The organism is Rhizobium sp. B230/85 (assembly GCF_019355735.1).
In the GTDB taxonomy this organism is placed as follows: Bacteria; Pseudomonadota; Alphaproteobacteria; order Rhizobiales; family Rhizobiaceae; genus Rhizobium; species Rhizobium rhododendri.
Window position 1 is genome coordinate 648,546 of the sequence record NZ_CP072157.1, and the last position, 26,102, is coordinate 674,647.

Annotated in this window: 24 protein-coding genes and 2 pseudogenes; 8 read left to right on the forward strand and 18 right to left on the reverse strand. The window is 52.8% G+C overall.

Features of this window, described 5'->3' with window-relative positions:
• Positions 1-2: 2 nt before the first annotated feature.
• The 16 genes from J5289_RS21045 to J5289_RS21120 form a co-directional block, all read right to left on the reverse strand.
• Complete coding sequence (locus tag J5289_RS21045; protein ID WP_209207997.1) at positions 3-1,385, reverse strand: hypothetical protein; 1,383 nt, start codon at positions 1,383-1,385, stop codon at positions 3-5.
• A gap of 59 nt (positions 1,386-1,444) precedes the next feature.
• Positions 1,445-2,554, reverse strand: a complete 1,110-nt coding sequence (locus tag J5289_RS21050; protein ID WP_209207996.1) for a DegT/DnrJ/EryC1/StrS aminotransferase family protein — start codon at positions 2,552-2,554, stop codon at positions 1,445-1,447.
• Complete coding sequence (locus J5289_RS21055) at positions 2,551-2,970, reverse strand: FdtA/QdtA family cupin domain-containing protein (RefSeq protein WP_209207995.1); 420 nt, start codon at positions 2,968-2,970, stop codon at positions 2,551-2,553. Before J5289_RS21055 ends, J5289_RS21050 begins: the two co-directional genes overlap by 4 nt.
• Positions 2,971-3,024: 54 nt before the next feature.
• Positions 3,025-4,716 (reverse strand): DUF563 domain-containing protein, encoded by a 1,692-nt coding sequence (locus tag J5289_RS21060; RefSeq protein WP_209207994.1) that lies wholly within the window; start codon positions 4,714-4,716, stop codon positions 3,025-3,027.
• A complete protein-coding gene (locus tag J5289_RS21065; RefSeq protein ID WP_209207993.1) occupies positions 4,713-5,705 on the reverse strand; it encodes a glycosyltransferase in 993 nt (330 codons plus the stop codon). Before J5289_RS21065 ends, J5289_RS21060 begins: the two co-directional genes overlap by 4 nt.
• 285 nt (positions 5,706-5,990) lie before the next feature.
• Positions 5,991-6,413 carry a GtrA family protein gene (locus J5289_RS21070; RefSeq protein ID WP_209207992.1) on the reverse strand — a complete coding sequence of 141 codons (423 nt, stop codon included), beginning with the start codon at positions 6,411-6,413 and terminating at the stop codon, positions 5,991-5,993.
• 12 nt (positions 6,414-6,425) lie between these two features.
• Positions 6,426-7,169 carry a class I SAM-dependent methyltransferase gene (locus J5289_RS21075; RefSeq protein ID WP_209207991.1) on the reverse strand — a complete coding sequence of 248 codons (744 nt, stop codon included), beginning with the start codon at positions 7,167-7,169 and terminating at the stop codon, positions 6,426-6,428.
• Positions 7,170-8,141 carry an NAD(P)-dependent oxidoreductase gene (locus tag J5289_RS21080; RefSeq protein ID WP_219276626.1) on the reverse strand — a complete coding sequence of 324 codons (972 nt, stop codon included), beginning with the start codon at positions 8,139-8,141 and terminating at the stop codon, positions 7,170-7,172.
• Complete coding sequence (locus tag J5289_RS21085; RefSeq protein ID WP_209207989.1) at positions 8,138-9,151, reverse strand: glycosyltransferase; 1,014 nt, start codon at positions 9,149-9,151, stop codon at positions 8,138-8,140. The genes J5289_RS21080 and J5289_RS21085 overlap by 4 nt, the downstream gene beginning before the upstream one ends.
• Positions 9,152-9,879: 728 nt before the next feature.
• The gene (locus J5289_RS21090; RefSeq protein ID WP_209207988.1) at positions 9,880-12,006 is read right to left on the reverse strand and encodes a hypothetical protein; all 2,127 of its coding nucleotides are present in this window, start codon (positions 12,004-12,006) and stop codon (positions 9,880-9,882) included.
• A gap of 125 nt (positions 12,007-12,131) precedes the next feature.
• The gene (locus J5289_RS21095; protein WP_209207987.1) at positions 12,132-12,554 is read right to left on the reverse strand and encodes a GtrA family protein; all 423 of its coding nucleotides are present in this window, start codon (positions 12,552-12,554) and stop codon (positions 12,132-12,134) included.
• Positions 12,551-13,837, reverse strand: coding sequence for an NAD(P)/FAD-dependent oxidoreductase (locus J5289_RS21100; protein ID WP_257625515.1), 1,287 nt, complete (start codon positions 13,835-13,837; stop codon positions 12,551-12,553). Before J5289_RS21100 ends, J5289_RS21095 begins: the two co-directional genes overlap by 4 nt.
• 6 nt (positions 13,838-13,843) lie before the next feature.
• Positions 13,844-14,776 carry an NAD(P)-dependent oxidoreductase gene (locus J5289_RS21105; protein ID WP_209207985.1) on the reverse strand — a complete coding sequence of 311 codons (933 nt, stop codon included), beginning with the start codon at positions 14,774-14,776 and terminating at the stop codon, positions 13,844-13,846.
• On the reverse strand, positions 14,776-15,528 hold the full coding sequence (locus J5289_RS21110) for an SDR family NAD(P)-dependent oxidoreductase (RefSeq protein WP_209207984.1): 753 nt from the start codon (positions 15,526-15,528) through the stop codon (positions 14,776-14,778). The genes J5289_RS21105 and J5289_RS21110 overlap by 1 nt, the downstream gene beginning before the upstream one ends.
• Positions 15,525-16,862 carry an FAD-binding oxidoreductase gene (locus J5289_RS21115; protein ID WP_209207983.1) on the reverse strand — a complete coding sequence of 446 codons (1,338 nt, stop codon included), beginning with the start codon at positions 16,860-16,862 and terminating at the stop codon, positions 15,525-15,527. Before J5289_RS21115 ends, J5289_RS21110 begins: the two co-directional genes overlap by 4 nt.
• Positions 16,859-18,319 carry a UbiA family prenyltransferase gene (locus J5289_RS21120; protein ID WP_209207982.1) on the reverse strand — a complete coding sequence of 487 codons (1,461 nt, stop codon included), beginning with the start codon at positions 18,317-18,319 and terminating at the stop codon, positions 16,859-16,861. The genes J5289_RS21115 and J5289_RS21120 overlap by 4 nt, the downstream gene beginning before the upstream one ends.
• 277 nt (positions 18,320-18,596) lie before the next feature.
• Between J5289_RS21120 and J5289_RS29415 the strand changes: the two are divergent.
• From J5289_RS29415 to J5289_RS21155, 6 genes and pseudogenes are all read left to right on the forward strand, one after another.
• Positions 18,597-19,390: pseudogene (locus J5289_RS29415) on the forward strand (transposase); the annotation flags it as partial.
• A gap of 113 nt (positions 19,391-19,503) precedes the next feature.
• Positions 19,504-19,938, forward strand: coding sequence for a hypothetical protein (locus tag J5289_RS21135; protein WP_209207979.1), 435 nt, complete (start codon positions 19,504-19,506; stop codon positions 19,936-19,938).
• Positions 19,939-19,945: 7 nt separating this feature from the next.
• Positions 19,946-20,863 carry a HEPN domain-containing protein gene (locus J5289_RS21140; RefSeq protein WP_209207978.1) on the forward strand — a complete coding sequence of 306 codons (918 nt, stop codon included), beginning with the start codon at positions 19,946-19,948 and terminating at the stop codon, positions 20,861-20,863.
• 559 nt (positions 20,864-21,422) lie between these two features.
• A complete protein-coding gene (locus J5289_RS21145) occupies positions 21,423-21,689 on the forward strand; it encodes a type II toxin-antitoxin system Phd/YefM family antitoxin (protein WP_209207977.1) in 267 nt (88 codons plus the stop codon).
• Complete coding sequence (locus J5289_RS21150; protein WP_209207976.1) at positions 21,686-22,108, forward strand: type II toxin-antitoxin system VapC family toxin; 423 nt, start codon at positions 21,686-21,688, stop codon at positions 22,106-22,108. The genes J5289_RS21145 and J5289_RS21150 overlap by 4 nt, the downstream gene beginning before the upstream one ends.
• A 36-nt stretch (positions 22,109-22,144) precedes the next feature.
• A complete protein-coding gene (locus tag J5289_RS21155; RefSeq protein ID WP_209207975.1) occupies positions 22,145-22,789 on the forward strand; it encodes a hypothetical protein in 645 nt (214 codons plus the stop codon).
• Between the two features lie 382 nt (positions 22,790-23,171).
• Here the strand turns inward: J5289_RS21155 and J5289_RS21160 are convergent.
• Positions 23,172-23,593: pseudogene (locus tag J5289_RS21160) on the reverse strand (MucR family transcriptional regulator).
• Positions 23,594-24,134: 541 nt separating this feature from the next.
• On the opposite strand from J5289_RS21160, the gene J5289_RS21165 reads away from it, so the two are divergent.
• Positions 24,135-24,458 (forward strand): hypothetical protein, encoded by a 324-nt coding sequence (locus J5289_RS21165; protein ID WP_209207974.1) that lies wholly within the window; start codon positions 24,135-24,137, stop codon positions 24,456-24,458.
• Positions 24,459-24,602: 144 nt separating this feature from the next.
• Here J5289_RS21165 and J5289_RS29420 read toward each other — a convergent pair whose 3' ends face one another.
• Positions 24,603-24,728 carry a hypothetical protein gene (locus J5289_RS29420; RefSeq protein WP_257625516.1) on the reverse strand — a complete coding sequence of 42 codons (126 nt, stop codon included), beginning with the start codon at positions 24,726-24,728 and terminating at the stop codon, positions 24,603-24,605.
• Positions 24,729-24,952: 224 nt separating this feature from the next.
• Between J5289_RS29420 and J5289_RS21170 the strand changes: the two genes are divergently transcribed.
• Positions 24,953-25,852 (forward strand): HEPN domain-containing protein, encoded by a 900-nt coding sequence (locus J5289_RS21170; RefSeq protein WP_209207973.1) that lies wholly within the window; start codon positions 24,953-24,955, stop codon positions 25,850-25,852.
• The last annotated feature ends 250 nt before the right edge of the window (positions 25,853-26,102 follow it).

Consider the following 26,102-nt stretch of genomic DNA (forward strand, 5'->3'; position numbering starts at 1 on the left):
ACCTAGCCTCTAGCCATACCGTTGTTGGGTTCACTTTTTTTGATAGACCAATTCGAAGTCAGAACGGCGATCTCGAGCAAGAAAAGCGTTATTCCGATCACCTTTGGAAAATAGAGGTAGCGAGCCTCGAATTGGACAAACACGGCGATCGCGCCGTATGAAAAAAATAATGTAATATTGAATAATGCGATCGCAATCCATGTTTCGTGGTGCCGCAGAGATTTAGAGGTCCACGTCATTACAAATGCGATACAAATTGTAATTGCAAGAATCGAATTATAAATCATATCGGATAAACTTGCCTCATGTTGGACAAAGACCCAACTGCCAATAGGTGCAAACCAATATTTCGGCATTAAGCTAGCTTTGTAAGATAGCCACTCGACAGGGTTCTGAATAAAAGTCTCGTAGAAAAGAGACTGCGCATGATCTAAGTTTCCACAGGTTTGCGGTGCTACCTTACAGGCGACATTGCCGCCACCGAGGACCACGAAGCCTCCGCCGATCGCTATGAGATCGGCATCTGACATTACAGAGTTCCTAGCTGTAATGGCGGATGTAGAAACCCATTGCACCGTGCCTCGTTGGAGAAGATTGTGTATGCGCCAAGGCAACAAAGCACCCTGAGCGCTTAAAACGATTATGACGACGCATAGCAACTTGGCCACGTTAACGGATTGAGCGGTTATGCGACGCAACATTCCCGTTACCGCCAATAGCAAGAGGCCCAGAGCAACTATTGCTTGAATTGATAAGATGACTTCGAACTGAGACCGGATATAAGCTGAAAGCGATAGCGCAATGCCTGCTATCATCGCGCGAGTGTAATTAGGTCTGCTAATCGCGTCAACGCTCGCCAACATGCCTAGGAAAAAGAAGCCAACAGCAAACGTCTCACCGAAAGCAACACCGGTTGGCTGCAGGAGGTAGGCCTGTGTCACCGGAAAAACAAACGGGAGGATCGCTGTAACCAAAGCAATAGTGCCATTGGTATACCGGCGCAAAATAACATAAAATGTGAAAGCAACGGAGGTATGCAGGATAACGGCAATTACCTGCAAGATGAATAGCAGCGGAGCCTCTCTGCCGAATATACTTAATATTGCCGCCTCAATTATCGGCAGCCCGGGCGGCCAGAGGTTGAAGATCCAGACATTTTCTATACGTATCCAACCCGTCTCGTAAATGTCGCGCGCTGCGAGTGCGAAGCTGGTCGGATCGTTCCACCCCACTCCCTTTTGAATGAGGCGCCCAAGCGTCATAGCCCAGGCATCAGGCTCGGCTTGCACACGTGGCATTACAAACGCAATCAATCCCAGAACTGACAGGTAGCAAGAAAAAATCAATCTCGCACTAGGGCGACAATACAACGCCAGTGACTGCATCGATAGGATCCCAACTGCTTTTGTGCCCGGTTCGCCGTTTGTCCGGGAACGTTTCCGGTTTAGCAAGCTAGTTCACTGGTTATGCGAACAATGTTTTCCACTACGTAGTCTTGCTCTTGTCGTGTGATTTCTGGCCAGAGTGGGAGAGATAAGCAGGTTGAAGAAGCGAGTGTAGCGTTGGGCGTCGCATCTGACGAGAGGCCGGCATAAGCACGCTGATCGGCAGGTGCGATTGGATAGTGAATAGCTCCATTGATATGCGCGGAATTGAGCTCTCGGAGTAGCAAGTCGCGCTGCGGATGGCGAATGACGTAAAGGTGGTAAACTGCGCTGACATTCTCGGCCTCGGTGGGGAGAATCACATCAGGGGCGCCAGCCAGCGCGCGCGTATAGTACTCTGAAGCCGCTTTGCGCCTAAGGTTGCGGACCAATAATTTCGAGAGTTGTATGCGAAGGATTGCTGCTTGTAGTTCATCGAGACGCGAATTGTAGCCGATCTCATCATGGACATATTTTACCTCGCTCCCGTAGTTCCGCAGGCTTCGTAACTTCTTGGCTAAACCATCGTCATTGGTTACCACTGCTCCTCCGTCACCATACGCGCCGAGGTTTTTGGTGGGATAAAAGCTGAATGCGGCTGCATCGCCCAAGTTACCGGCGCGAATACCGTTGAAAGTGGCGCCGTGAGCCTGTGCCGCATCCTCCAATACTTTAAGACCGTGCTCAGCGGCGATCGCACCGATCGCCGCCATATCCGCAGGTTGACCGTAGAGATGAACAGGTATGATTGCCTTAGTCCGTGGTGTGATGGCGGCTGTTATTTCTGTCGGGTCCATCAAATACGTTCTTATGTCAATATCGACCGGTACGGGCTTGGCGCCAACGTGGGAAACGGCCAACCAAGTCGCTACGAAAGTTTGTGCAGGCACTAGCACCTCGTCACCCGGCCCCACATTCCAAGCGCGAAGGACAAAACTGAGGGCGTCTAACCCGTTGCCAACCCCAATCGCATGCTTGGCGCCGCAGAATGCCGCGAATTCATTTTCAAAATTGGCGAGCTCTTGGCCCATGATGAGATTACCGCTTTGCAAGACGCGCTCAAATGCAGCAAGCATCTCGACGCGAGAGGACTCAATCTCTCCTCGCAGGTCAACGAATGGAACTTTCATTGTTTGCTCCCGAGTAGGCGAGCAAACTCGCCGTAGCTACGAATATAATCTGATTCCGTGTATACGCTTGATGCCAGCACTAGGCAGACGGCATTGGAGGAAAAGTCCCGCATTTCACGCCATACCATAGATCCGATATAAAGCGCTTGGTTAGGCCTGTTCAAGACATATGAGCTTTTTCCGTCGGTGCCTTCAACATCTACTGTAAAACTGCCAGAGATAGCGATCAGCAACTGATCGAGTTCTCGGTGTGCGTGTCCACCGCGGGACGTCCCAGCCGGTACATCAAATAAATAATAAACTCGCTTGATGTCGAATAGAACTGCGCCCTGGTACTCCAGAACAGCTAATTTTCCCCGCTGATCTGGTATTGTGGGGATATCTATTAGATAATGGCTGCGCAATTTATTTACCATAAGGGTATCTGCTCTCTTTCCGCACCATTACGGCGCCAATCTCAACGCGTGCAGTCAGATGCTATTTGAACGGTACTCGAATTCGCCGACAATTGTACGTACGGTGTTGAGATCGACCAAGTAGTCATCGTGCATCGCATATCTCCCATCGGTCGAGAAAGCTCGCTCACACTTGGTTATTTTCACATTACACCCCGAAACCGTGCCCAGCTGCGTCCAGATTTCGTCTGGCGTTGAGACGTGATCAGACATAAAAATGTTGACCTCCGTGCCGGGGCGACACCATAGGATATTAGTTACGGCCGCACCGGTCGGGCAGATAATTTGCTTGGCGTCGCGGAAAATATTGATTTGCGAGCGGATCGACACGTCATCCGTGCTAACTAGCTCAAAACCTTGTTCAACGAGGAAGTCCTCGACTTCAGTCTCATTGCGCAAACCCCGATAGCGCTGCCCGCGGCGAACATAAATCTTCCGGTTGGGCTGTCTCTCGTCGTGCATAGGCTGAGCATATCGTTCAAGGATTTGGTCAACTACGCGGCGGATAAGGCCTAAGTGTAGGATCGTATCCTCGGGCAATCGTTTGCGTTCGTAAACATCTTGGATGCTAGATGCATCCGACGCAAAATATAAGTCATGAATCGGATATATCTGCCTATCATTTAACTCAATAATCGGTCGCTTGTTTATGTTCATGCCGTCTAGCAGTACACGTAGGTTACGTGCCAAATTCTTTTGAATGAGGAGTGGTATAGACGGATCTAGCCCGAGCTCATCGGCTAGCAATAGCCTAGGAAGAACCTCCACGATAAAATGGAAGTAATTTTCTGCATACTCGTGCATCACATGGATGCCCCGGTCAATCTGCGAAGGATACTGCCGCGACAGCGTAAGTAGCAATTTGCCAGCCTTAGTCAGATGAAAAGTATGGGGTCGGACGCATGAGTTGGAGACAAACTGAAATGCGCTTATCTCATCTGAGAGGGCGGTCGTCTCGTCCTTCAGCACCAATCGGCTTCCGCCGATCAAAATGACGCTTTCAAAACGAGCAACATAGGGCGCTGCTGGATAGTATTCTGCGGTAGATGACTCTCTAATGCCCGCGTCTTCATGTTCGTCGCGAGCCTGATGATAGGATGAGCTCAGTATCGCGGCGGCAAACTTCTTCAGTGGTTGGACTGCAAACGTGCCGCGGAATTGGGTGACCCCGTCCTGAGGAAGCATTTCGGCGCCGATACTACGGAAACGGCTAGGAAGGGCCTCTTGATCTGCAAAGGGCGAAGTAATGCGATTCTCGAACTGTCCATATTCGACGAAATGTCTCAGCGGATCGATGCCGGCCTTCGACACGTCGCGGTGGAATGTGCGATAGAAAGCATTACTGAATCCTGGAGATGGATCGCGTTGTTCTTTTTCAATATGTTTCAGGTAATCGAGCAGAGGATTGGTGCTGGGGTCGTCAAGCAGATAGGTCTCCCTGTACCATCGAGTGTCAAACGCGGCATTTGGATTTATATCGTCCATTGCACCTTGCAGCACATAATGGCGCGCAGCCTCCAGCACGTTAGACATGCTAGCGTCCAGCTGTAGATTGTAGTACTTTAGGTCGATTAGACCAGACTGGACAAGCATGTTGATGTTGGGCTCCACACCGCCCGGTTCTGAAAGCGTTCTGATGGAAGAACCGGACACCTCCCGATAATTTAATGCCTTGCGTGCCGCGCGTTTTAAAAGCGAGCTGATCATAAGCGCTCACCAAAGGCCGACGTAAGTTGAACTCCTGGAGGAAGACCCGCGCTTATCGCAGCCGCGACGAATGCATCGTCCATGGTCAGAGATTGACCAGGCTGAGGATAGTCCCAAATCTCTCTAAGAAGCATCGCTTTTCCTATCGTCTGAACCATAACGCTACCATGGCGGATTGCAATCATGGCGCGATCGACTTCTTGGCTCCCAGGTCTTGCCATTTCAGGAAATGCCTTGGCAAGGGCTTCTGGTGGGCAATCCCTTAAAAATTTGATATAGCAGCGCATCAATTCGCCATGCATCCTCTCATCGTTTCTCTGATGCGAAAGATTTTCGTCGTGAAGCCGATAGCGTGTCACGCGGCGCTGGCCTAGCGCAATTGTGTGACCATGGCTGGCAGCACGCATCCACAAATCAAAATCCTGCAGCTGGATAAGGGATTCGTCGAAGAGACCGATGTCCTGAAAAAGGTCCGCTTTGATTAGGGCGGTTGGAGCGCAGTAGGTGTTGCCTTGAACAAACAGGCTGCGCAACGCCGCGTGAGCGGTATCCCGCTGACGTTGGTGCAAGAAGATGGGAAACAACTGATCATGTAGTTCGCGGCCATGTCCATCTATCAGCTTCGGAACCGAAAAAGCTATACTCGCCTTTCGCTGGGTGAGGAACTCGACTTGATGTTCAAGACGCCAAGGTTCCGAGACGTCATCGCTTCCCGTGAGCGCGATATATGTCCCGCTAGCGGCCCGAACGCCATCGTTGATTGCTGCGCTGGGCCCGCCATTGCTGCTGCGATAGATGGTCCGGATTCGCCGGTCCCGAAAGGCCTCGACTATAGGCATGCCTCCATCGCTTGACTTATCATCAACGACGATGATTTCCGTATCACCCAGTGTCTGTGCGAGTAGGCTAGCGATTGTTTCGCCAATATATTTTTCGTGTTGGTAGTACGCGATCACAATAGAGACTAGTGGCATCTTTGCATCTTTCATGCACGAATTGGTTCGGACAGAGGTTTCTGCGCGAGCCCACCTAACGTAACTCGAGCAACACCTGATGCGAGAGCTACAGGCATCATCAGTCTTACGGGCTTCCGTGATGATTGGCTATGCTTCCGCTTAGGTTCACTTTGAGATTCCTAGTCCGAATGACCTTTCGTTCTCTACTTTGCTTGGAAAAAAACGCTATCGAAGATGCCAAGCAGCGACAGAAAGAATGTTGCTCCAATCCGTGCCCGTTTCTTAGCTTGCATTTCCGACCTCAGTATTCTTATCTAGCTAATCGGGCGTTGGAGATTTCTGAAAGACCCACCAGTTCATTATAACAAAATTTACAATAGGGACAAAAATGATGACAAATGTGATACCTAAAAAATAGTGAAGGTTAAACACGTCCACTACGAGCAGCATTATGGCTGAAGTTAGAACGAGGTTTGCTAAATGTACTAACCCAAAACGGATAGCTTCGCCACTGGCACCTCCATCTGACTGAAACGAAAAATGGCGATTGAAAAAGAAATTGAATGGAATTGATGCCAGATACCCTAGAATAGATGAAATTTTCGGGTCAACTCGAAAAACTCCGTGGCCAACTATTGTTACTGCCGCATAAAGGCCACTACTCATGATTCCAACAATTGCAAAACGAGCCGCCCTTGCAACCAAGGCATTCGAGTTTAACAGTAGGAATGAGCTGCGCAATTTCACGGTATCCTATGTCGATAACTTAGCTGCGACATAATATTGGCCGCCCCAAGGAATACGACCAAAAAACTGATCAACACGACGCAGAAACTTGTTCGCTGGCGGAACAGACAAAATAAAGCGGGACGAGACGTCAACAAAGCCCGCCTCTAGCAGCAGTTGTTCAGTTTTTTCACTTCGTAGCAGCACCGCATCCTTATCGAAAGGACACGTATTAACAGCCCGCATAGTAAGCGGATTGCGCGGATTGTGTTCGAATACCAACGCTAAGCCGCCGTGCCTTAGAACGCGACGCATCTCTGCTGCAAAATTCGGCCAATGCAACGGCGGCACGTGATGCATCACGCAGATAGTATAAACAATGTCGAAAGAAGCATCATCATAGGGTAGCAACGAACCATCATAGACCTTGTACTCAACAGATACATTACGTAACTTAGCGGTTTCTACGCATTCTTTAGACACGTCAACGCCTGAGAGCTTAGCAAATTTCGGCTCAAGCAATGGGTGGTAGTTGCCTATCCCACACCCAATATCCAGTGCTGAGAGCGATAGGCCGTCGCCGAAATGGGCGTTAACAAGGTCAGTAATATAATCAGCTTTGACGCGGGTATAAAAATCTGTAGATAGGCCTGTAAACGCGACTGCCGCATCGACAGCATCTGAGTAATTGTCTTTGTATTCGTCAAATGTCTTTGCAGTTTGTGACTGCTGCGGGTCCATATCAAGTTGACCTTTCTCGATCGTCACCATTTAGATGGATTTTACGATCTTGTTTCCGTTTTCAAAAGCCGCCGCCAACTGCCGGGCAACAAGTCGTACTCCCGCATGAAGGTCGGTTGGCCTCCAACCTTTAGGCAGTGCAGACCTCCGATAGGTCATGTGGTTCGCGTTCGATGGACGCACGTCTAACATTAGATATATAGGACGTTCAACCACCCGATTGATAATCTGTAGCATTTCATGCACTGATGTCGGCCTTCCACTTGCTAACAAATACGTCTGTGACTCTGAGCTGGCTTCTTCGATTTTTTTCTTTAGAAAGCTCCCGATATCCGAACACAGAACATAATCCCGCAGTGTTTCTAAGCCCCCGAAAATATGAGAAGTGGAGTGTTTTTTTGAGTTTTCGATCAGTGCATTGATAAGCCCAATACGCCCGCCGAAGCCACTGAATCCATAAACAGAGCTAGGACGATAGATATGGCTCGTTATGTCGCCGCGCAAGCGCTCGACGACAGCCTCCTGCAAAACCTTCGCTTCGCCATAGGGCCGCTGGGGACGAGGTTGCGACTCTTTGTCGATGAAACGCTGCCCCTCAAACAATCCGCCAGCAGAACTAAGCATGTGAAAGATTACAGTCGTATCAGGCAGCATTATAGTTAGACCCATCACCCATTCAACGATATCTTTGAATGCATCCAATTCGCCCCGAAGCAAATCCCAGTCGGAATTAAAGCCCGCCTTGCCAGCCGCCCATACTACATCGACCTGTCGTATGGCGCCATTTACGTTCTGCTGTTGGCAGATTCCTGCGGCTATAGCGGATAGATCGCTTAAACGCTGGGCACGATTCAGCCAGTCTATCGGAAGAACGAGACGGCGCGCTATTTCATCGCTCATGAGGGAATGCAAAAGTGCGCCGCCGACCAGCCCAACACCGAAGATGGCGGTGAGTTTCTGGCCTTCCAACGGGTTCCGACAAGCGCGTGCGCTGACAATCATTTTGACGGTGCTTCGAAATATGTGCGCAGCCGAATGTCACTCGATCTGTCGACCACAAAAAATATCGGTTTTCCGTGAGCTGCTTGAACGAGCGTTGACAGGTACTCAAGTACAAGAGCCACCATGCTCGTAATTGTTCCGCCGAAAAATAGGATGGTAAGCATCAACGAAGACCATCCAATAACAATTTCCCTCGGTGGTGTAACCATTTTCTCGAATAATACAAATAGACCGCCGAATATGCTGGCCAACACAACTGCGAACCCCAGCAAGCCGAATATACGCAGCATTTTTACTTGGCTGGATAAAAGGAGCTTACGGGCATGGGTCATCAGTCGTGAAAAATTATAACCACTTTTGCCGCTTTCTATGAAGCGCCGGTCCTTAAGATCAAGATGAATGACTTGCACGCGGTTGGAGAACCAAGAAAGTGCTATATCGAAATAGGTGTCATACCCACAGACACTGGATGCGGCGCGCGCTAGCGGACCGCGCAGCAGACGGTAGCTATTGAAATGAGCGATATTCGCGTTGCCGGTCAGCAATACCATCAGGCGTTTGAACCCGCGTGAACTCCAGTCGCGGGCCCGATCTTCATGAACTTTGTTCACTGGCTTTGCATAGATGATGTCAGAACCGGAACAGGTCGCTGCCTTGAGCAAGGTTTCCATCTCAAAGGGCGAGTGTTGCAAGTCTTCGTCCATCGTGACGATCCAGTCGCCAGAGCTATGTAATATGCCGGCAATGGTTGCGGCGTGCTGACCGAAGTTGCGCATCAGATGGACGGCTGTGACCCAGCCGTATGCCAATGCTAATTCATCGATCAACGCCGGTGAGCCGTCGATAGCAGAGTCATCCACGAGAATGACTTCCGTCAAATCAAGAGGAACCTGGCGATCTCGCCAACCCTTCCTGACCGATGCAAGCTGCTCAATCAACTCATTCACGTAGTCCTGGCCTGAATAGATAGGTACGACCACTGAAACGGAAACTGGAGAATAGGATTCCATGATAGTGCTTTGCTGTCTTTCTCTTGAAAAAAAGCCTGAAGATGTTAAACGCCGCCCAAATGCACCAAAGACAGACCGGGTTGTCTCCTGTCATTTTGAAATAGCCCCCAGACACGAGAGGTAGCAACCATTTGTTGTGCCCAAGTTATTTGGAATGCCCTTAAGGCATCGGTAGCCACCACGATTAAGCGGTTGTCACGGGTCTTAGCGCTGGTTTTCGGAACTCTGACCGCCGAGCATTTAAAAAACCTCCGTAACCCGCTCTTCTTTCAAAAAAAGGAATAATGTATAAGGTTAACCTGGGCAAGCTCAATCGTCGGATAGGCTCGAGACTAAATGCGCACAATGAGGCCGGGTGACCCGTGTCACGATATGTAGGCATTGAACCATCCCCAATAGACTAAAAGTTAGCAAGATCTGGAAACCGCACTATTTCCTCTCGCCGAGATTCTGAAGGGGCTTGAAGAAGAGCCAGATAAAGCCTGTTCAGCGCCGTTCGAGCCATTTTGTTGTATCCGCTTTTTTAAGCGGAGTGCGAGCGCACTATGCCGCTTTCAGCGGCGTTGGAAGCCCTCCCAGGTTATAAGCAGTTAATCCGCAGATGAGTAAATCCTTTGCTGTCAAGCCGATGCTCATCATACCGGTGCAGGATCTGCCCTGCTCTGCGGCGATCCAAAATTGGTTGAGATTGCAAGCTGACTGCTAGCTTTTGCGCCGAGCCCTCCATTTCAATCAAAAGAGGCGACCGGCGTCGTGATGGCGGCCCAGGCGCCCCATTCGTTGCCGTTATCGATCAGTGCGACGGTAGACTGCGATGATTTTCTACAGCTTTCGGCATCCCGTACCTTCAACCACCACCATTGTTGTTCGCTAATGGTGTCGAGCGAAACCCGACGTGTTGCTTTGCCCTCCCGAGATATCTCAATTGACATACCGACAGTGGTCGGGCCCCGCATGATGCCCACAAAGACGTTAGCGCACTCATTGTCCGTTCCGGCAAAGCTGTAACGTATGGTGCCAGTGGCATTATCGTCACCCTGCCACGTTGACCGAACCCTGTAAGCTGACGACTCAAGGTGTTGCGCGGTTCCAGGCAACCAGTCTACATTGCTGCTCAAGGATATCTTCTCCTCGTAGTTTGTTTCGACAATGTTTGTGGGAATCTGGCGCGAGAAATAACCTTCTGAAAGATCAACCACCCCCGCATATCGGCAAAGTTGACTAGAGCTTGATTGAGCAACTATATATATATTAAGGCTAGACGTCTGGTCCTTGTAGTGGATCGGTACATCGAACGCCCCCATCCCATGTTCTTGTTGTTTTTTTGGCGGCGCATATCCAAGCACGCGGCCATCAAGCGTTGTCGCAATGATCCATTCCGGCTTTTCCTCGGTTCCAACCTTGTGGAACTTTCCAGACACTTTCCATGAGGTCGCGTCCATCCGCGAGGTTGAGTTCAAATCTAGGAAGGAACAAACCGGCAACTCTTTCACATTAGTAATTTCAGTGCGCCCAAGTGCCCGCAGCCCAAATCTCGAAGAGAATATATTGAGCTTGTTCTGTTCAATGAACTGAATCGGGCGACTGACTTCCAAAGGCCTAGGGTACAAATCGACTACGATATCATCCGCCTTCACACCGGAAAGCAGAAAGTATCCTGCCGTGGTGAGGGTGTCGCTACGCGCGATAAGGTTGGCGAGGTTTGAGGGTCGTGACGTCAGGACGCACGCAACGGCGAGGCCGATAAACCCGAAGACGCACAGCAGGTGCCTTGCAGAGCGCTCGTCCTGCACATTGGACATATAGTGTCGGTAGCCGATACCCAGTATGGATGAATAAAGCAGGATGTTTGGAGTGGCATAGCGAGATGTGAGCGCCGCCGCAGGTCCAAGCGCAATACGCCCTATTGTCACTGCTGCTCCGCTTGCGAGCACAAAAATAGCAATTGAGAGAAAGACAACAGTCGCTCGGTCAATCGTCTGGCGCCGAACCCAGGGCAGCACACCCACGTAAACAAACTCAATCAGGAACAAGAGGCAGACCACTGCACCGACAACCGTCGCGATCGTAAAGTTGGTGGTGAATGAGCCCCCGAGCACCGCCATAAAAAACCGCAGTGCATCAAGAAGGCTGCTGGAGCCGAAATGCAAAGCGCTGCCCGCGTTGCGTTGGGCGATAAACAGTCCCATGCAAAGCGCGTAGATCAACAACATAACGAGAAAGGTGGAAAACCGCGTGCGAGTCAAAATAGAGATCAAAATGAAACAGCAGATCAGCGCAATACCGTTGCCCATGGAAAATACTGTCAGCGGCGTGAAAACCACCAGACCAAAGAGCGCTTGCCAATGAATGGTTTTATCGGATGCCAGACGGGTCGCAAATATGCAGGAAATTATTGCGAAAAGAGAAGTCAGGCCAAATTGGGTCTGAAAGCCGATTGTGAGATTTTCCCATTGAGCTAGAGAAAGCATCAAAGCAGCGAACACGCAGGTCCACAACCGTTTGCTGGACGACCAGCGAAATCCGGCCAGCACCGACGCGAGCGTATAGGCAACTAAAAGGTGTACCAACACAATCGTGACGACAAGGAAGCGGTTGGCGTAACCAAAATACCAGTAATCAATGAAATATAACCATTTACTTGTTGCGATTATATGCTCGGCATGCGGCTCCATCAAATAGCTTAGCGAAAATGGTCCGCGCGTGGATAGATACTTTGCCATTTCCCATTGGTCCCAGTACGGGATTGGCGTGAAAAGCCAACAGATGACGAATAAGCTCCAGATGACCAATGCAACGGCAAGCAGCGTGACAGCGCCTGTCAAGACCTTTGCCAGATTTCTTTCAGTCAACATAGTTCCACTCATACCCTCTGGAAATCCTTCAGTGATACGCGGTCGAGTATTTCAAACTTCAGCACTTGTAGAACATGTAGACGCGATCAGATTCCATTCTGGCTCGGGCCTGAAAACCGCGGGGATCATATATTTTGTTTCGAAAACGTAAAATACTTATGCATGAAGTAACTTGTGGCGATGGGACTTAACACGCCGATCACATGTCCAATCGTGTCCGAGTGCGCCTGGAAGCCCATTGCCGGCAGTAGATAGCGTGCTAATGAGACGCTGACCACCCACACCTGTGCAAATGCGATCACGTTGACCAGAGCGAAGCGGACGTATTCCTGTTGAAGATGCTGTCCTGATTTCTTGAACACCATGAGCTTCATCAGTACGAAGGCCGTGGTCATACCAAACAGATAGGCGATCGTGACCGCGATCGAATAGGGCGTTATCTGGGACAATGTTATTCGCGAAAGGATATTGATCCCTGCAGCTAGGCCACCCGAAATTGCAAATCTGATAAATGGCCTGGACAATAGACCGATAAGCGTTGCCTTCATTTTCCGATAGCTTCCGCCATGTCACGTCCATAACGCACGCTCTCGGAAATCCCTCTGTCCTCTGGGTAGTAGTAGCAGGTGTCGGCGATCTGTAGACCGGCGATCGCAGTTTGGATGGGGGGCAGCTTGTCTAGGAAATTAGGCTCGCAGACCGGCTGGGCGTGCTTAAGGCGACCGACCTTTGCGTCGATCAAGTCGTTCCCGGTGATCGCAGGATTGACTTTTCGAATATAGCCGAACGCCTCGTCAATGAACTGCTCGTCGCTCCAGTGCCATTTCGGTTGGGTCGTCGGCATGTAATAGGGTACATAAACGACCGTGTCGTCGATCGGGCGAAGGTTGGAGAACTGGATCACGCCCGGGATCTCGATCGTTTCGTCGACGATATTGATCCAAAAATGCTTGCTGATCGACTTCTTCAGCCGGAAAATAAGGCATACCACACCGATATTCCGGATCGCGTCATATTGCGCCTTCGCGGCCTCCGGCAGGTCTGGCACAAGGGTCGAAATCAGCGGGGTTGGGACGGTGGAAATGACCGCATCGGCTGGATAGAAGCTATCGCCGGCCCGCACGCCTTTCACCTTGCCGGCCTCCGTCTCGACCTTCTCTACCGAGGTTGCCAGATGTAAGCGGCCGCCCTTAGAAGTATACGCCGACACGAGCGCATCGACCAGCGTCTGGCTGCCGCCCTCGATGTATCCAAGTTCTTCCTGAAACAGCGAACGTCGTGAACTTCCAATACGGCGTACGCGGGTGGCGATCCACGAGGCGGAAATATCGTCAGCAAGCTCGTAAAATTTCAGATCCATCAAACGCTTCCATAGCGTGTTGTAGACTTCTCTGCCCGATCCACTTTCGAGCCACTCGCGGGCAGTCTTGTCCTCGATCGAATTGAAGCTCTTGGATTTGGTGGTTATGAACATTTGCAGGCCGGTGCGGATTTTGGCCATTAGGCTAAGGTGCGGGAACCGTAACAGGGAAATCGGATCCCCCCAGGGATAGATTTTTCCCTTGATGAAATAACCCATCGAAGTAGCGCGCCAACGCATCTTGTCGCCAATCCCGAGCTCGCGCATCAAGGCAAAGGTCGGCTCATCCGACTTGCACACGAAATGGTAAAAACGCTCGATTGACAGCGGACCGAAATCGAAATGCGCGGCCATGCCACCTGGGACGCTGTCGATTTCGATCAGGTCGACCTCATGCCCTAGCTGCACCGCACGATGTGCAGCCGCCAACCCCATGGCGCCAGCGCCGATGACCACAACTCGGCTCATCATCTTCTCCTAAAAGTCCAGTATAATCTTGCTGTAACGCGGGTCGAGATAACTCTCACTGATGGCGTCCGTCAGCGGCGTCGCCTGGACGTTGAAAATAGTCGGCCAGTCGATCACAGGGAAAGTCTCGGGGATCACAAGAGCTTCCAACTGGCTTGTTGTGAACGGCGGCTTTTTTGAAACCTTGCCATAGACGAAAAGCAGCCACCAGAACAACTGGTAGGGAATATGCACGATGCGCGCCTTGGGTCTGACGGTGTCGTGTATCATCTGAATGACATCACCGTAATATGTTTGCTGAAGCCCGGATATGTCGTAGGTGCCAACCTGCTTGCTCTTGAGAGACGAGATGATAATGCTCGAGAAATCCCCGACGTAAAGCGGCTGACGGATGAATTTTCCATCGCCTGGAATTGGGAAAACCGGTACGCGATCCATGAAGCGGCGCAACCAGCCCAAATGTTTACGATCAAACCAGCCGAACATCAGCGTTGGGCGCAATACCACATGTGGGATGTCGGCGACGGTGTCTATGAACCGCTCCTGGGTGGTCTTGGAGCGCGTGTAGAAATCGTCTGCCTTCGAGTTGACCACCGATGAGGAGATATGAACGAAATATCGCGTGCCGTGATGGCGCATCGCCTCCACGATTTGCTCCGTGGCAGTCACGTTATTATCGGTGAACTCCCGCTCGATCAGTCCACCGATCTGTGCCTGGTTCAACAGCACCGAGTCTGCGCCGGCAAAGGCATCTATCCAGGGGCCCACGACCGCCAGATCCGCCTCGATCACTTCGATTTCCGGATGCAGACTACGCAGCAGGGCAGTGTTGCTTGGATGCTTATCGATACCAACGATCTTCAGCCCGGGCGTACCCTTCAGGCGAGCGATGACGTTTTGCCCGACCAGTCCGGCGGCTCCGGTTATGACGATTTTTTCCACTAGATTTCCATCCGGTTGAATATCGCCGCAGGTAGGTTGCGAATGATCAGCATAATGTATCGCCAAAAGCCGGGCGCATAGGCAACAGATCCCCCGCGGTAGGCGCGGGCGTGGGTGATTTCTGCAATCTGTTCAGGCTGCGCCCAGAGCGCGCCCTTTCGGTTCATTCCTTCGGTCATCGGCGTGACTGTTGGGCCTGGCTTAACCAGAACAACGCGTGGCCCCTTGTCGGCGAAGCGGTGGGCGATACCCTGAACCAGCGTTTCGAGGCCAGCCTTGGCCGCGCCATAGATGAAATTGGCGCGCCGCCCGCGGTCGCCAGCAACTGAACCGATGACGACGAGACTGCCGCGTCCCTGGGTTTCGAGCGTATTGGCCGCCGTCAGGCACCATGCGGCAGCCGAATTGAAGTTGACGCGCAGGATCTCTTCGGCTGCGACCAAGTCACGCTCGGCTGCACCTTGATCACCGAGAATGCCGTAGGCGATCAACACATGGTCGACACCACCTATTTGCTGGACGAAATCGGCAAACTGCGTGTCAGCGTCGGTTGCAGCCGCAAGATCGCTTATGGCCACCTCGGCCATTTCCGCTCCACGTGCCTTAAGATCCACGGCCATCTGCGACAGCCGGCCAGCATCGCGTCCCACCAGAAGAATCGAGGCCCCCTCCTTTGCGTAAAGTCGGGCCGTGCATGCAGCGATTGACGAAGTCGCTCCCAAAATGATGACGCGCAATTTTCTTTCCTTCATACTTGCGAGACACGCTGCCAAAAGTGAGAGCTGAACCCGGTATCTAGGTGTTTAGCGAATTCCTGCCAAGCGGGATAACCCTGCTGAAACATCTGAGCTGACATCCTGCCGTCCTTGGCGGGATAAAGCCGGCCGCCAGCCTCCAGAACGATAGCGTCGAGGCGCTCCATCAGCCTAAGTGTCCTGCCACCATGGTTCGGGAAGTCCAACGCGAGGGTTGTACCCTCTTTAGGAAACGACAGTAGGCCAGGCGATTTCAAGGCCCCGAACGTCTTCAGAACAGCGAGGAACGACCCCTGGCCGCTCGCGGAGATGGCCTTCAACATGTCCCTGGTCGCGTCCTCCTGAACTGCGGAGGGAACAACTGACTGATATTGAAACATTCCATCTCGGCCGTATAGCCTGTTCCAGCGACCGATCGAGTCCAACGGGTAAAAGAATGGATGTAGTCCAATACGGGCTCCTCCACTTTTGCGCCTGCCGTTCCAGTAATAAAGTGCATTGAAAGCGCTTATCGAATATCTGTTCATCGCCAATTTGGGCAGGTTCATAGGCATGGTGAACATGGTATTGCTTCGGTCGGGCAGCGTGGAGCCTGTCTTGGCATGATTGCCGCGCGAAAACAAACCACGGCCTAGAGACGTGCCTCTGGCGAGGCAGTCGATCCACGAGACCGTATAATCGAAGTTCTGTTCGCTTTCCCTAGCCAGCGTAAAAAAGTCATGTAGATCCCCGAAAGGAATATTTTCGGCATCGATACTCGCACTTTCAACGGCGATCAGTTCAAGTTCGACCCAGGTGATTAGGCCTGTAAGCCCTAGACCGCCAATAGTCGCGGTAAACAATTCGGAGTTTTGCGTCGGAGAAAGCTCAAGCTCTTCGCCATCTGATCGCAAAAGGCCTAAACTTCGAACCCACCGTCCGATCGAACCACTTTTATGGTGGTTCTTACCATGGATGTCGTTTCCGACAGCACCGCCTAGGGTCACGTACCTCGTACCCGGCGTCACCGGGAGAAAAAATCCTTGTCGCACGATTAACCGCAGAAGCGAGTCGAACGACAGGCCGGCTTCCGCACGCAGAATACCCCCGGTGGGGTCGAAATAGATGATCCGATCGACACCCGCCATATCGATGACGCCGCCTGCTGGATTAAGGCCACTGTCGCCGTAAGAGCGCCGTAAGCCGGTTCCGAGCAAGGTCAGACCCTGCTGGCGGCCGGTAAGCGCGGTCGCCTTCAACTGGTCACGCCATACAGGCCGTGCGACCTGGTGCTCTTCTTTCAGCACGTTCCCCCAGGAGTGAAAATCGTCTTGGCGGCTAAATGTCGTCATAACGCCACCAAAAAAAGCAGTGCCACAACAATACCGAGACCAATACTCACGCGGTCGCGGATGGCAAAACTAACGGGATCGTCATTCATTTGACCACGATGCGACAGCAGCCAGATACGGCCTAGCCAGATTGACATGATAATTGAAATGCCGCTGAGCAACTCAGGACGCGTATAGGCGAAACCCGGTGTCAACTCTTGCAATACGAAGATCATAAACACCACAAGGGAAGCGATCGCCGCACCAACGCCGAGCGCCAAGGTTAGCGCAGCATCCTCGAGCTGGTAGCCGCGACTCGTGAGGCTATCGGCTCCACTGGAGGCGGCACGCACGATCTCCGTGTGACGTTTGGCTGTTGCCAATGAGAAGAAAAAGAAAACGGCGAATGTCAACAGCCATTCCGGCCGCTGATTTTCCAGCAAAGTGATTCCCATGATCAGGCGGGTGGTAAACAGAATGCCAATGATTAGCGTATCTAGGAGCGGCACCCTTTTGAGGCCCAGGGAATAGGAACCCGTGATGAGAAGGTATGCCAGGAGCGCAGTCGCGAACTCAAGCGACAATATTAGTGCTACGAAAAATCCACCGAGTAGCAGAGAGCCCGCTATAAAAAATCCGGAGCTAATGGCGAGGCGACCACTGGCCAACGCACGGCTTCGCTTAGACCAGTGGTGACGGTCGGCGTTAAGGTCAGCGATATCATTGAGCAGATAAGTGGCGGAGGTAACTGCCAAAAGGCAGAAAAATGCCAGGATTGTCTGCGCAATCAACGAAGGATTAGTCCATTCGTGAGCCAGGATAATCGGGACAAAGAGCAGGATATTCTTTGTCCAGTGGTGGACGCGAATTGCTCTCATGAACTCCCTGACCTTCAAGGGAGTATTATGGAACTCCTGTAGAATAGGCTTACCGAGCATTTTTGCACGTTGGCTGACATCCTGGCTGGTACCGGCGAGCACTATGCCATCTGATACCTCCCATACGGGGATATCGACATCGTGGTCTCCTGCATAGATGAAGCCACTGGGAAACTGCTTTTGAAGGTAGGCCGCCTTCGCCTTGCCCTTCAAATTCACGTTCGCCGAACCAGTGGCAGATGCAAAAATCCCTACCCGCTGTGCGATTTTGTCGACAATCGTTTGGTCGGCGGCAGAACACAGGTGCAACTTATGTCCTTCCTGCGCCTTCTCACGTAGCCATTTTACCAGGTCTTCGCGCAAGGGGAACACCTCGTCTACGACATTGACCTCGCTTGCCAGCGCCGCTTTGAGCGCATGTCGTCCCTTGGTCAGGGAGAGGAGAGAGCGACCGAACCCTACAGGGTTACGAAATAACGCCATTGCTGCAGTTTCGTGAAGCGTATCAGACAGTACCAGCGTCCCATCGAGATCAACGACGATGGGCAGTTTTGATTTCGGAGCACCGCCGATAACAGGAGATGGATCATATGTCAGCATAACAGCCCCGGTGTTCAACGCCTTGCAACGGCTCCCCTATACGGCGGATATCGGCAAAAAACTACGGCTACAGCATTCTCGCCCTGACAATTATAAGCGCAAGCGGATATTTATTGCAGTACGTGGTAATATTGTTGACAAGGATTAGGATCCACAACCGCTACCGAAAAAAAGCCCTTGCTGCGAGCGTATTTTCGTTATTCCACGCCTTATTGATCGGTCGGCAGAAATAGTACATGCTTTCAGTAATATTCGGACGGCAAATCAGTTTTAATATGTGAGCTGCGAAGCCCGCGTTCCGGCAAGCCATCCGCTGCGGGCGATCCGCAAGATTGTAGACTAGGCGCTGGAAGTGCTGTCGCCGGATTTCGAGGTGATGTATTCAGTCATAAACCGTCCGTCGATCCTACCGGAGAAGCTGCTGCGCGGCATGTTGTTGCAGGCGTTTTACACGATTCGCTCGGAGCGTCAGCTCATAGAGTAGATCGAATACGATTTTCTTTTCTGCTGGTTCGTCGGCTTGTCGATGGACGCACCGATCTCGGACGTCACCGTGTTCACCAAGAACCGCGATCGCCTCTATGCGGGCGGCATCGCTGCCAAGTTCCTGGCGGCCTTGCTGAGTCACCGCAGGTAAACTTGCTGCTGTCTGACGTGCAGTTCTCGGTAGACGGCGCCTTGATCCAAGCCTGGCCGAACATGAAAAGCTACAAACCCAAGGGCGACATGACGGCAGCAGCTCTGCGCGAAGGGAAAGAGCCACCTAGGGCCGCAGCTCACGCGTCGACCACCTGGCCGGACACCAAGCTTTACAAGAAGGCCCGCGGTCAGGTGGCCAAGCTCTGCCACAGGTTTCATGTCATAATGTAAAACCGTAACGGCCTGGTTGTTGGCGCCACGCTGATGCATGCGAGAGGAACCGCATGGCGCGAAGCAGCTCTGGATATGGCGGGCCGCACGGATGGACGTCATCGCATCACACTGGACGCCGAAAAAGCTTACGATACGGCCGACTTAGTGGCCGCTTTGAGGGACGCAAAGGTGACGCCTCACGTCGCCCAGAACACTACGTAGCGCCGCTTGGGGATAGACGGCCGGACCGCCCTCGAATGAGGTACGCCATGACGACGAAGGCTAAGATGCCATCCAAGCTCAGACTTGAAATCGTTAAGCTGGCCAATTAAATGGGTGCAAACGAAGCACTGAGTGAGGATGGTTTCCGCAAAATTACTTTGCGTGAATTCGCCGATGCCGCCCCGACGGCCGCTCCGCTTTCGGCCGAAGATATCACGGCATTGCGAAAAGGTGCACACATCAGCCGGGCTGTAGTTGCGAAATACGGTCGGGCATCTCTCGCAGGGAGAACGCGGATTGAAGCGGCCGACGGGCCCGGCGTTGGCATTGCTCAATGTGATCCGCCGCAAGGGTATCGAAGTGATCATATAATCATCCGCAACACGATCCTCTGGCCGAGTATTCCGAAAGACAGCGTTAGCTCACTGGTGGAGAAGCACGGATGGCACAGCTCAATAGCAGTGCGTCAGCGCTTGCTTTTTTGCTGCTTGCGTCACAGAATCGATCTATCGCGAGGTCTGCAGTTCCAAAGAAAACTTTTATGAGGCCGTTTTGATCTTCCCCGAGCAACTCGATCATCTGCCCGCCACAAAACGCCGCGAGCTTTCTCACGTCGTGCAGATTATCTTTGAGGAGTTCGAGCACGCCCAGAAAACCAAACTTTCGGAAAAAGCTCGCGCGGGACGGATTCTGAAGCTGATCCTGTTTGGCTCCTATGCCCGGGGCGACTGGGTCGAAGATCACGACAGCGGTTATCGCTCCGACTACGACCTTCTGGCCATCGTCGACACCAACAGATTTGCTGAGGAAAACGAAGTCTGGCATAGGATAGACGAACATCTGACACAGGACTTCACCGTCACACAGCGCCTACAGACGCCGGCGAAAGTCATTGTTCATAGCTTGCCGGACGTGAATGATAAACTTGCCCGCGGCCTGCCCTTCTTTGTCGATATCGCCCGTGATGGCATCATGCTTTATGAGGCCCCGGGGCATCCGATGACTGAGCCGAAGGCTCTGACACCAGAGGCTGAGCGCCAAGAGGCGCAACGACATTTCGAACAGTGGTTTCCGCTCTCGACCGAAGCGATGACCGTCGCTGAGTTTAGTATCACGAACGGTATCTGGCGCGACGGTGCATTTATGCTCCACCAAACTACAGAAAGGGCCTATCATTGCCTGCTTCTCGTAATGACTCTCTACAGCCCAAAATCCCACCGGCTGAGCATGTTGCGAACACACGCCGAGCGAATTGAGCCCCGACTCATTGAGATTTGGCCGCGTGATACGAAATTTGCCCGGCGGTGCTTCACCCGTCTTGACCGCGCTTATGTCGATGCTCGCTACTCCGCCAATTACGAAATCACTACAGAAGAGCTTGGCTGGCTTGTTCACCACATCAAACAGCTTCAGGACATCGTCGCGCAGATCTGCGCCGAAAGGCTTAAAGGAATGCCTGAACTTGAATGACGATTTGACGACTCTGGGCAGCAAGCCGTCGGGCAGACGGAAGACATTCCGAATTATACTGCAAAACTGAATCCTGGAGCTATGTCGCTGCTGCGATCAGTCTACTCGCCCTCAGTTAAACAGAAGACTCGTGGGCAGAGGACATCTGCGTCACCGTATAGTCTATGTCCCCCTCTTTCGCCGCGTGACTGGGCAAGGGGAGGCTCTCGGGTCCGATTGGCCGAACGGAACGGAAGGGACCCCGCCCCGCTTGTGAAGCGGGCCGCAGAGCTCGCGGCGAGCTCAGCAGGGTCGAGCGCGCCTTCACGGTCTCTGGTCACTCCCATTGCGCTGGCCTCGCCTCCAATGCCGAGGCCGACGAACGCTTCGTCCAGGAAACGGCTTGGTGTTCCTACGGATGACCCGCAGATATCAGCGGCGGCGCGATCGCCTAGGCTTAACTCGAAGAAAAGCATTGGGACTTTCGCTGCGCCTACCGCAGTATTGTCTGGCGGCGCTGTTGCAAAGACGTCCCTTAGGCAATATGGTCACTATGGTCATGATAGTTATAGGCGAGATAATGCGGGCATCAACGCACGATGATATGAGCTGGACAGTTGCGGGAGCGAAGGCAAGGCTTTCGGAGGTGATGGAGCGCGCGCAGTCGGCGCCTCAGACCATTACCCGCAACGGGAAGCCGAGCGTGGTGGTCGTCTCTGCCGAAGAGTGGGAGAAGAAGACTGCGCGTAGGGGATCGCTTGCGGAATTTCTATTGGCTTCGCCTCTGCGTGGCGCCGATCTGGACAATGAGCGGCTAAGAGACGAGCCGCGCGACTTGCCCCTATGAGACTGCTCCTCGACACCAATGTTCTGTCCGAAGTTACAAAACTTCGCCCTGCTGAACGTGTCTTGAATTGGCTTCACGGGCTTGATGAAGATCGCACATTCATCAGCATAATCTCGATTGCCGAAATCCGCCGCGGAGTTGCGCTGATGGACATTGGGCGAAAGCGCGACGCCCTTGACGCGTGGCTTACGGATGATCTGCCCCGACGTTTCGAAAACAGGATTATTCCGGTGGAGGCGCATGTTGCCTTGGCTTGGGGTGATCTCATGGCTCTCGCCAAGCGAAGCGGCCGGGGACTTGCATCCATGGACGGTCTGATCGCGGCCACCGCCGTCGCTCGCGATTTGACGCTTGCGACACGCAATACAAAGGATTTCGACGGCTTCGGAATAGACCTCGTTGACCCATGGGCGGTCTGACTTGGCCTACGCATTGGCTCTCAAGGGATACTGCGGATGCTTTCCTACCGCTTGCTCAAGAACCATGCCGGCATCCTATTGATCGGGGACTACACGTCTCTGACCTGGCTGCATGAAGTCGTTCATGATGTAAATGACCGCTCGCCTCTCGTGAAAGACAAAGAGGGCTCTTTCCTCGGGTTGGCGTATGATGTGCGAAAAGCCTATGAGCGGCAGCGCGAAATTATTCAACCACCCAAACACTCTGAGGAAGTCGGCGTCCGCTATGGTGTCCAGATCCTTTGGCCCGTTCTTATGTTGCAGCAGAGGCTGCTGAGGCAATCTCTCGCGTTTCTCGACCACACGGCCAAGACACAAGCCATCGCTTATGCCTTGGAGGCGGTCATCGAAGATGGATTGCGCGAAGATTTTGGAGCGCAGGCCGGGCTTATCATCGATCTTTGGCAGCGCCTCGATCCATCGCAGCCTGACGTGTTCGACATGATGGATAGTCGCGGAGCTCTCTATAGCTCATGGACGAAAGCGCAAAGGAAGGCCGGCTTTGCGCAACTTCTCGCAAGTCTCGACCCGATGTATGACCGCTTTTACCCTATGCGCGTGAAGAACGGCGATAAAAACCTGATCTCTCCGGCCGAATTCGCCCTCTGGGGAAATGCGGAGTGGCCTGATCCGCGCTGGTAGAACGCCGACATTTCATCGGGGGTCAAAGAGGATAGGTCCACTCCCTTGATTGAGGGTGAAACCGTAAGGTGAGGTTTCGGAAGCGCGATTTAGAATTGCAATTTAATGGAAATCGATAGCTGAAAGCACCAGCCAGGCTTGGAAACGGGCCGAGCAATCGCCTGTCATCGATTGGTATCCCATTCCGATGAACTGATGCAGGCGATACCGGACGAACCATGGCCCGACAAAGCATGAAATCAATCATCCCGTTTGACGGCTAGTGACCTGGGATGGCGGTTGCACTTCGCCCGCTCAAGGACCGAGGGCGTTTGACCGGTTCGCCCATGGAACTGTGGACGTGAGATGGGCATCGATTTTCAAGATGCACTACCCCATCGTTTCAGGCCACCTTCTGCCGACGGCTCTGCCCAAGACCACTCTCCTTGGCCAAACGTGAACGTGCCTCCGCGTATGCCGGGGCGACCATGGGATAGTTGCTCGAAAGCTCCCGTTTCTCGCGATATTCTTCCGGTAGAAGCGAGTGATTGGTCCTTAGATGGCGCTTCAGAGACTCGAAGGCAAGCCAACATTCCAGGCACGTCAATTTGTCGTCCTGGATGGACTTTCGGACGGAAATGACTGGCTTCTCCTTTTCGGCAACCACTTCAGCGGCGGGCGGCAGGGAGCTCGACGTCAAAGCCGCGTGCACCTCGGCGATGAGGGACCCCAAATCGCTCACGGACACGACATGGTTGCCGATACGATATCCGAGGTCAATTCAACGAGTAAGTCCTCCCTTGGAGCGATTGCTGGAGTTTCCATCCGTCCGATTTCTTTTCCAATATCGCCGTATTGTCAGGCGCGAAGCGAACCCGCTTCCAGCCCATTCCGTCGACCAAAGCCACGAGCCGGCATGATTGAACTGGACCTGGCTGTGTCCGATGCGATGCGCAGTCGTTGGAACGCTCGGCGTCTGGCTCCATCCCCTCAGTCACGGCCCGCTCCTTGAATTAATCGGACCAACGACGCCGAAACTGCCGCGGAACGACTTCAGGCCGGTCCCTAGCGGCCTCGATCCCAAGGAGTTTCTGGCCCGAGAGCTAGGCGCAGACTTAGAAGCTCACAGATTGTGAAGTGTCTATCCGCAATACATATAAACGCTCTACCGATGCCAGATAAAGTCCGCTTGCCGCTTATGTTGATCCCAATGAAAGCTTTGCTATGGGGGTTGTCCGAGCAATCTTCGCGAGACCCAGGGTGGCCATGCCATCCCTGGCAGGGAGACGGACACGTGGACTTGCCGTGGACTGTGGTATCGGCAGGCGGGACAGGGCAATTCGCAAACAACGGTAGGAGCAGGGTCGTGGAGTTCTGGAGTGCAGTGGTCGTGCTGGCCTATTTTCTGGCGGGGATCACCCGTATCAATAATGATATGCGGAGCGGTCGGCTCGGCGCGCCAGGTTACGATCGCAATCGGACAACGGGGATAGCCGTGGTGGGAGTATTTATATGGCCCCTCTATCGACGCCTTGCCGGGATTGTTTTCTCGATGATCATTGCAATCTTGGTCACGGCGCTGCTGATGTGGTGTGTCTCCGTGTTTGCGGGACTGGTATGGCAGGTAACAATTGTAGCCGTGATCTATGGACTCTTGCTGCTCTCCAATCTCGCGACGATCAGAGGGTAACGTTGACGCAGGTCTGGAGCTACCCTGCCAGAAGGGGGATCTTTTTTCAGTCCATGTTAGAACGGAGTCGGCGGGATCCGTACTTTCCCGAGCGCCTCTTTATATTGCAAGCACGCAACTCTTACGCTCGGACTCCAAATCCTACTATGGACGCATGAAGTGATCCGCCCGGTCATTAGGATCTGCCAGCAGGGCACTCTCGCGCTCGATGCCGGCGACAAGCTTGCCGATGCGTTCGCGGCCAATAGACCAAGCGTTGGCACTGCTCAATGTAATCCGCCGTAAGGGTATCTAAGTAGCCATGGAATGATCTGCCACACGGTCCTCCGGCCGAGTATGCCGAAGGAACAGCGTGAGCTCACTGGTGGAGAAGAGCGGATGGCACAGCCTAATACCAGGCGTCAGCACTTGCTTTTTTGCCGCTTGCGTCACAGAATCGATCACTCGTTGCGCAATGTTGGCATTTCCAAAAAATATTTCATGAGGCCATTTTTTTGATCTTCCCCGAGCAACTTGATCATCTGCCCGACAGAAAACGCCGCGAGCTGTCTCAGGTCGTGAAGATCATATTTGAGGAGTTCGAGGACGCCCAGAAGACCAAGCTTTCCGAAAAAGCTCGGGCTGGACGGATCCTGAAGCTGATCCTGTTTGGCTCCTATGCCCGTGGTGACTGGGTGGAAGATCACGACAGTGGTTATCGCTCCGACTACGACCTTCTGGCCATCGTCAACACCAACAGATTTGCTGAGGAAAACGAGGTCTGGCTTAAGATAGACGAACACCTCACACAGGAATTCACCGTTACACAGCGCCTCCAGACTCCGGCTAAAGTCATCGTTCATAGCTTGCCGGACGTGAATGATAAACTTGCCCGTGGCCTGCCCTTCTTTGTCGACATCGCCCGTGATGGCATCATGCTATACGAAGCCCCGGGGCATCCGCTAACCGAGCCCAAGCCACTGACGCCGGAGGCCGAGCGGCAAGAGGCGCAACAACATTTCGATCAGTGGTTTCCGTTAGCAGTCGATGCATTCGCTTTCGCGGAATTTGGAATTTCAAGCCAAAGATGGCGCGATGCCGCGTTCATGCTGCACCAAGCATCTGAACGGCTTTACCATTGCGTCCTTCTCGTCCTGACCCTCTACAGCCCGAAATCGCACCGCCTTGGCATGCTCAGAACCCATGCGGAGCGCATCGATCCACGCCTAATTGAGGCTTGGCCTCGCGACACAAAGTTTGCAACGCGATCCTTCACCCGCCTCGACCGTGCCTATGTTGATGCCCGATATTCAGCGCACTATGAGATCACCAAAGAAGAGCTTGATTGGCTTGTCGGCCGGATCAAGCAGCTTCAGGACATCGTCGCACAGATCTGCGCCGAAAGGCTTAAGTGAGGGCTGAACTTGAATTACGATTTGACGGCTCTAGGCAGCGTGTTGTCGGGCAGACAGAAGACATTCCGAATTACACTGCAAAACTGAGTCCCGCAGCTGTCGCTGCCGCGGACCTTCCTGTCACCGTTTTGAGTTATATTGTCGAAACGGGCTCCCGGTTGTCCATTTGCTTTAGGACTTCGCTATGCCTGGCTTGGGGCTCCCAAAGAAACCTGACCGCGTCGGCTGTGCGCTGGTCTCGCTCCATCGT

Coding starts and splice junctions, on each gene's coding strand:
- J5289_RS21045 (WP_209207997.1), bottom strand. CDS start 1,385: ATGCAGTCACTGGCGTTGTATTGTCGCCCTAGTGCGAGATTGATTTTT.
- J5289_RS21050 (WP_209207996.1), bottom strand. CDS start 2,554: ATGAAAGTTCCATTCGTTGACCTGCGAGGAGAGATTGAGTCCTCTCGC.
- J5289_RS21055 (WP_209207995.1), bottom strand. CDS start 2,970: ATGGTAAATAAATTGCGCAGCCATTATCTAATAGATATCCCCACAATA.
- J5289_RS21060 (WP_209207994.1), bottom strand. CDS start 4,716: ATGATCAGCTCGCTTTTAAAACGCGCGGCACGCAAGGCATTAAATTAT.
- J5289_RS21065 (WP_209207993.1), bottom strand. CDS start 5,705: ATGAAAGATGCAAAGATGCCACTAGTCTCTATTGTGATCGCGTACTAC.
- J5289_RS21075 (WP_209207991.1), bottom strand. CDS start 7,169: ATGGTGACGATCGAGAAAGGTCAACTTGATATGGACCCGCAGCAGTCA.
- J5289_RS21080 (WP_219276626.1), bottom strand. CDS start 8,141: ATGATTGTCAGCGCACGCGCTTGTCGGAACCCGTTGGAAGGCCAGAAA.
- J5289_RS21085 (WP_209207989.1), bottom strand. CDS start 9,151: ATGGAATCCTATTCTCCAGTTTCCGTTTCAGTGGTCGTACCTATCTAT.
- J5289_RS21090 (WP_209207988.1), bottom strand. CDS start 12,006: ATGTTGACTGAAAGAAATCTGGCAAAGGTCTTGACAGGCGCTGTCACG.
- J5289_RS21095 (WP_209207987.1), bottom strand. CDS start 12,554: ATGAAGGCAACGCTTATCGGTCTATTGTCCAGGCCATTTATCAGATTT.
- J5289_RS21100 (WP_257625515.1), bottom strand. CDS start 13,837: ATGATGAGCCGAGTTGTGGTCATCGGCGCTGGCGCCATGGGGTTGGCG.
- J5289_RS21110 (WP_209207984.1), bottom strand. CDS start 15,528: ATGAAGGAAAGAAAATTGCGCGTCATCATTTTGGGAGCGACTTCGTCA.
- J5289_RS21115 (WP_209207983.1), bottom strand. CDS start 16,862: ATGACGACATTTAGCCGCCAAGACGATTTTCACTCCTGGGGGAACGTG.
- J5289_RS21120 (WP_209207982.1), bottom strand. CDS start 18,319: ATGCTGACATATGATCCATCTCCTGTTATCGGCGGTGCTCCGAAATCA.
- J5289_RS21135 (WP_209207979.1), top strand. CDS start 19,504: ATGGGTGCAAACGAAGCACTGAGTGAGGATGGTTTCCGCAAAATTACT.
- J5289_RS21145 (WP_209207977.1), top strand. CDS start 21,423: ATGCGGGCATCAACGCACGATGATATGAGCTGGACAGTTGCGGGAGCG.
- J5289_RS21150 (WP_209207976.1), top strand. CDS start 21,686: ATGAGACTGCTCCTCGACACCAATGTTCTGTCCGAAGTTACAAAACTT.
- J5289_RS21155 (WP_209207975.1), top strand. CDS start 22,145: ATGCTTTCCTACCGCTTGCTCAAGAACCATGCCGGCATCCTATTGATC.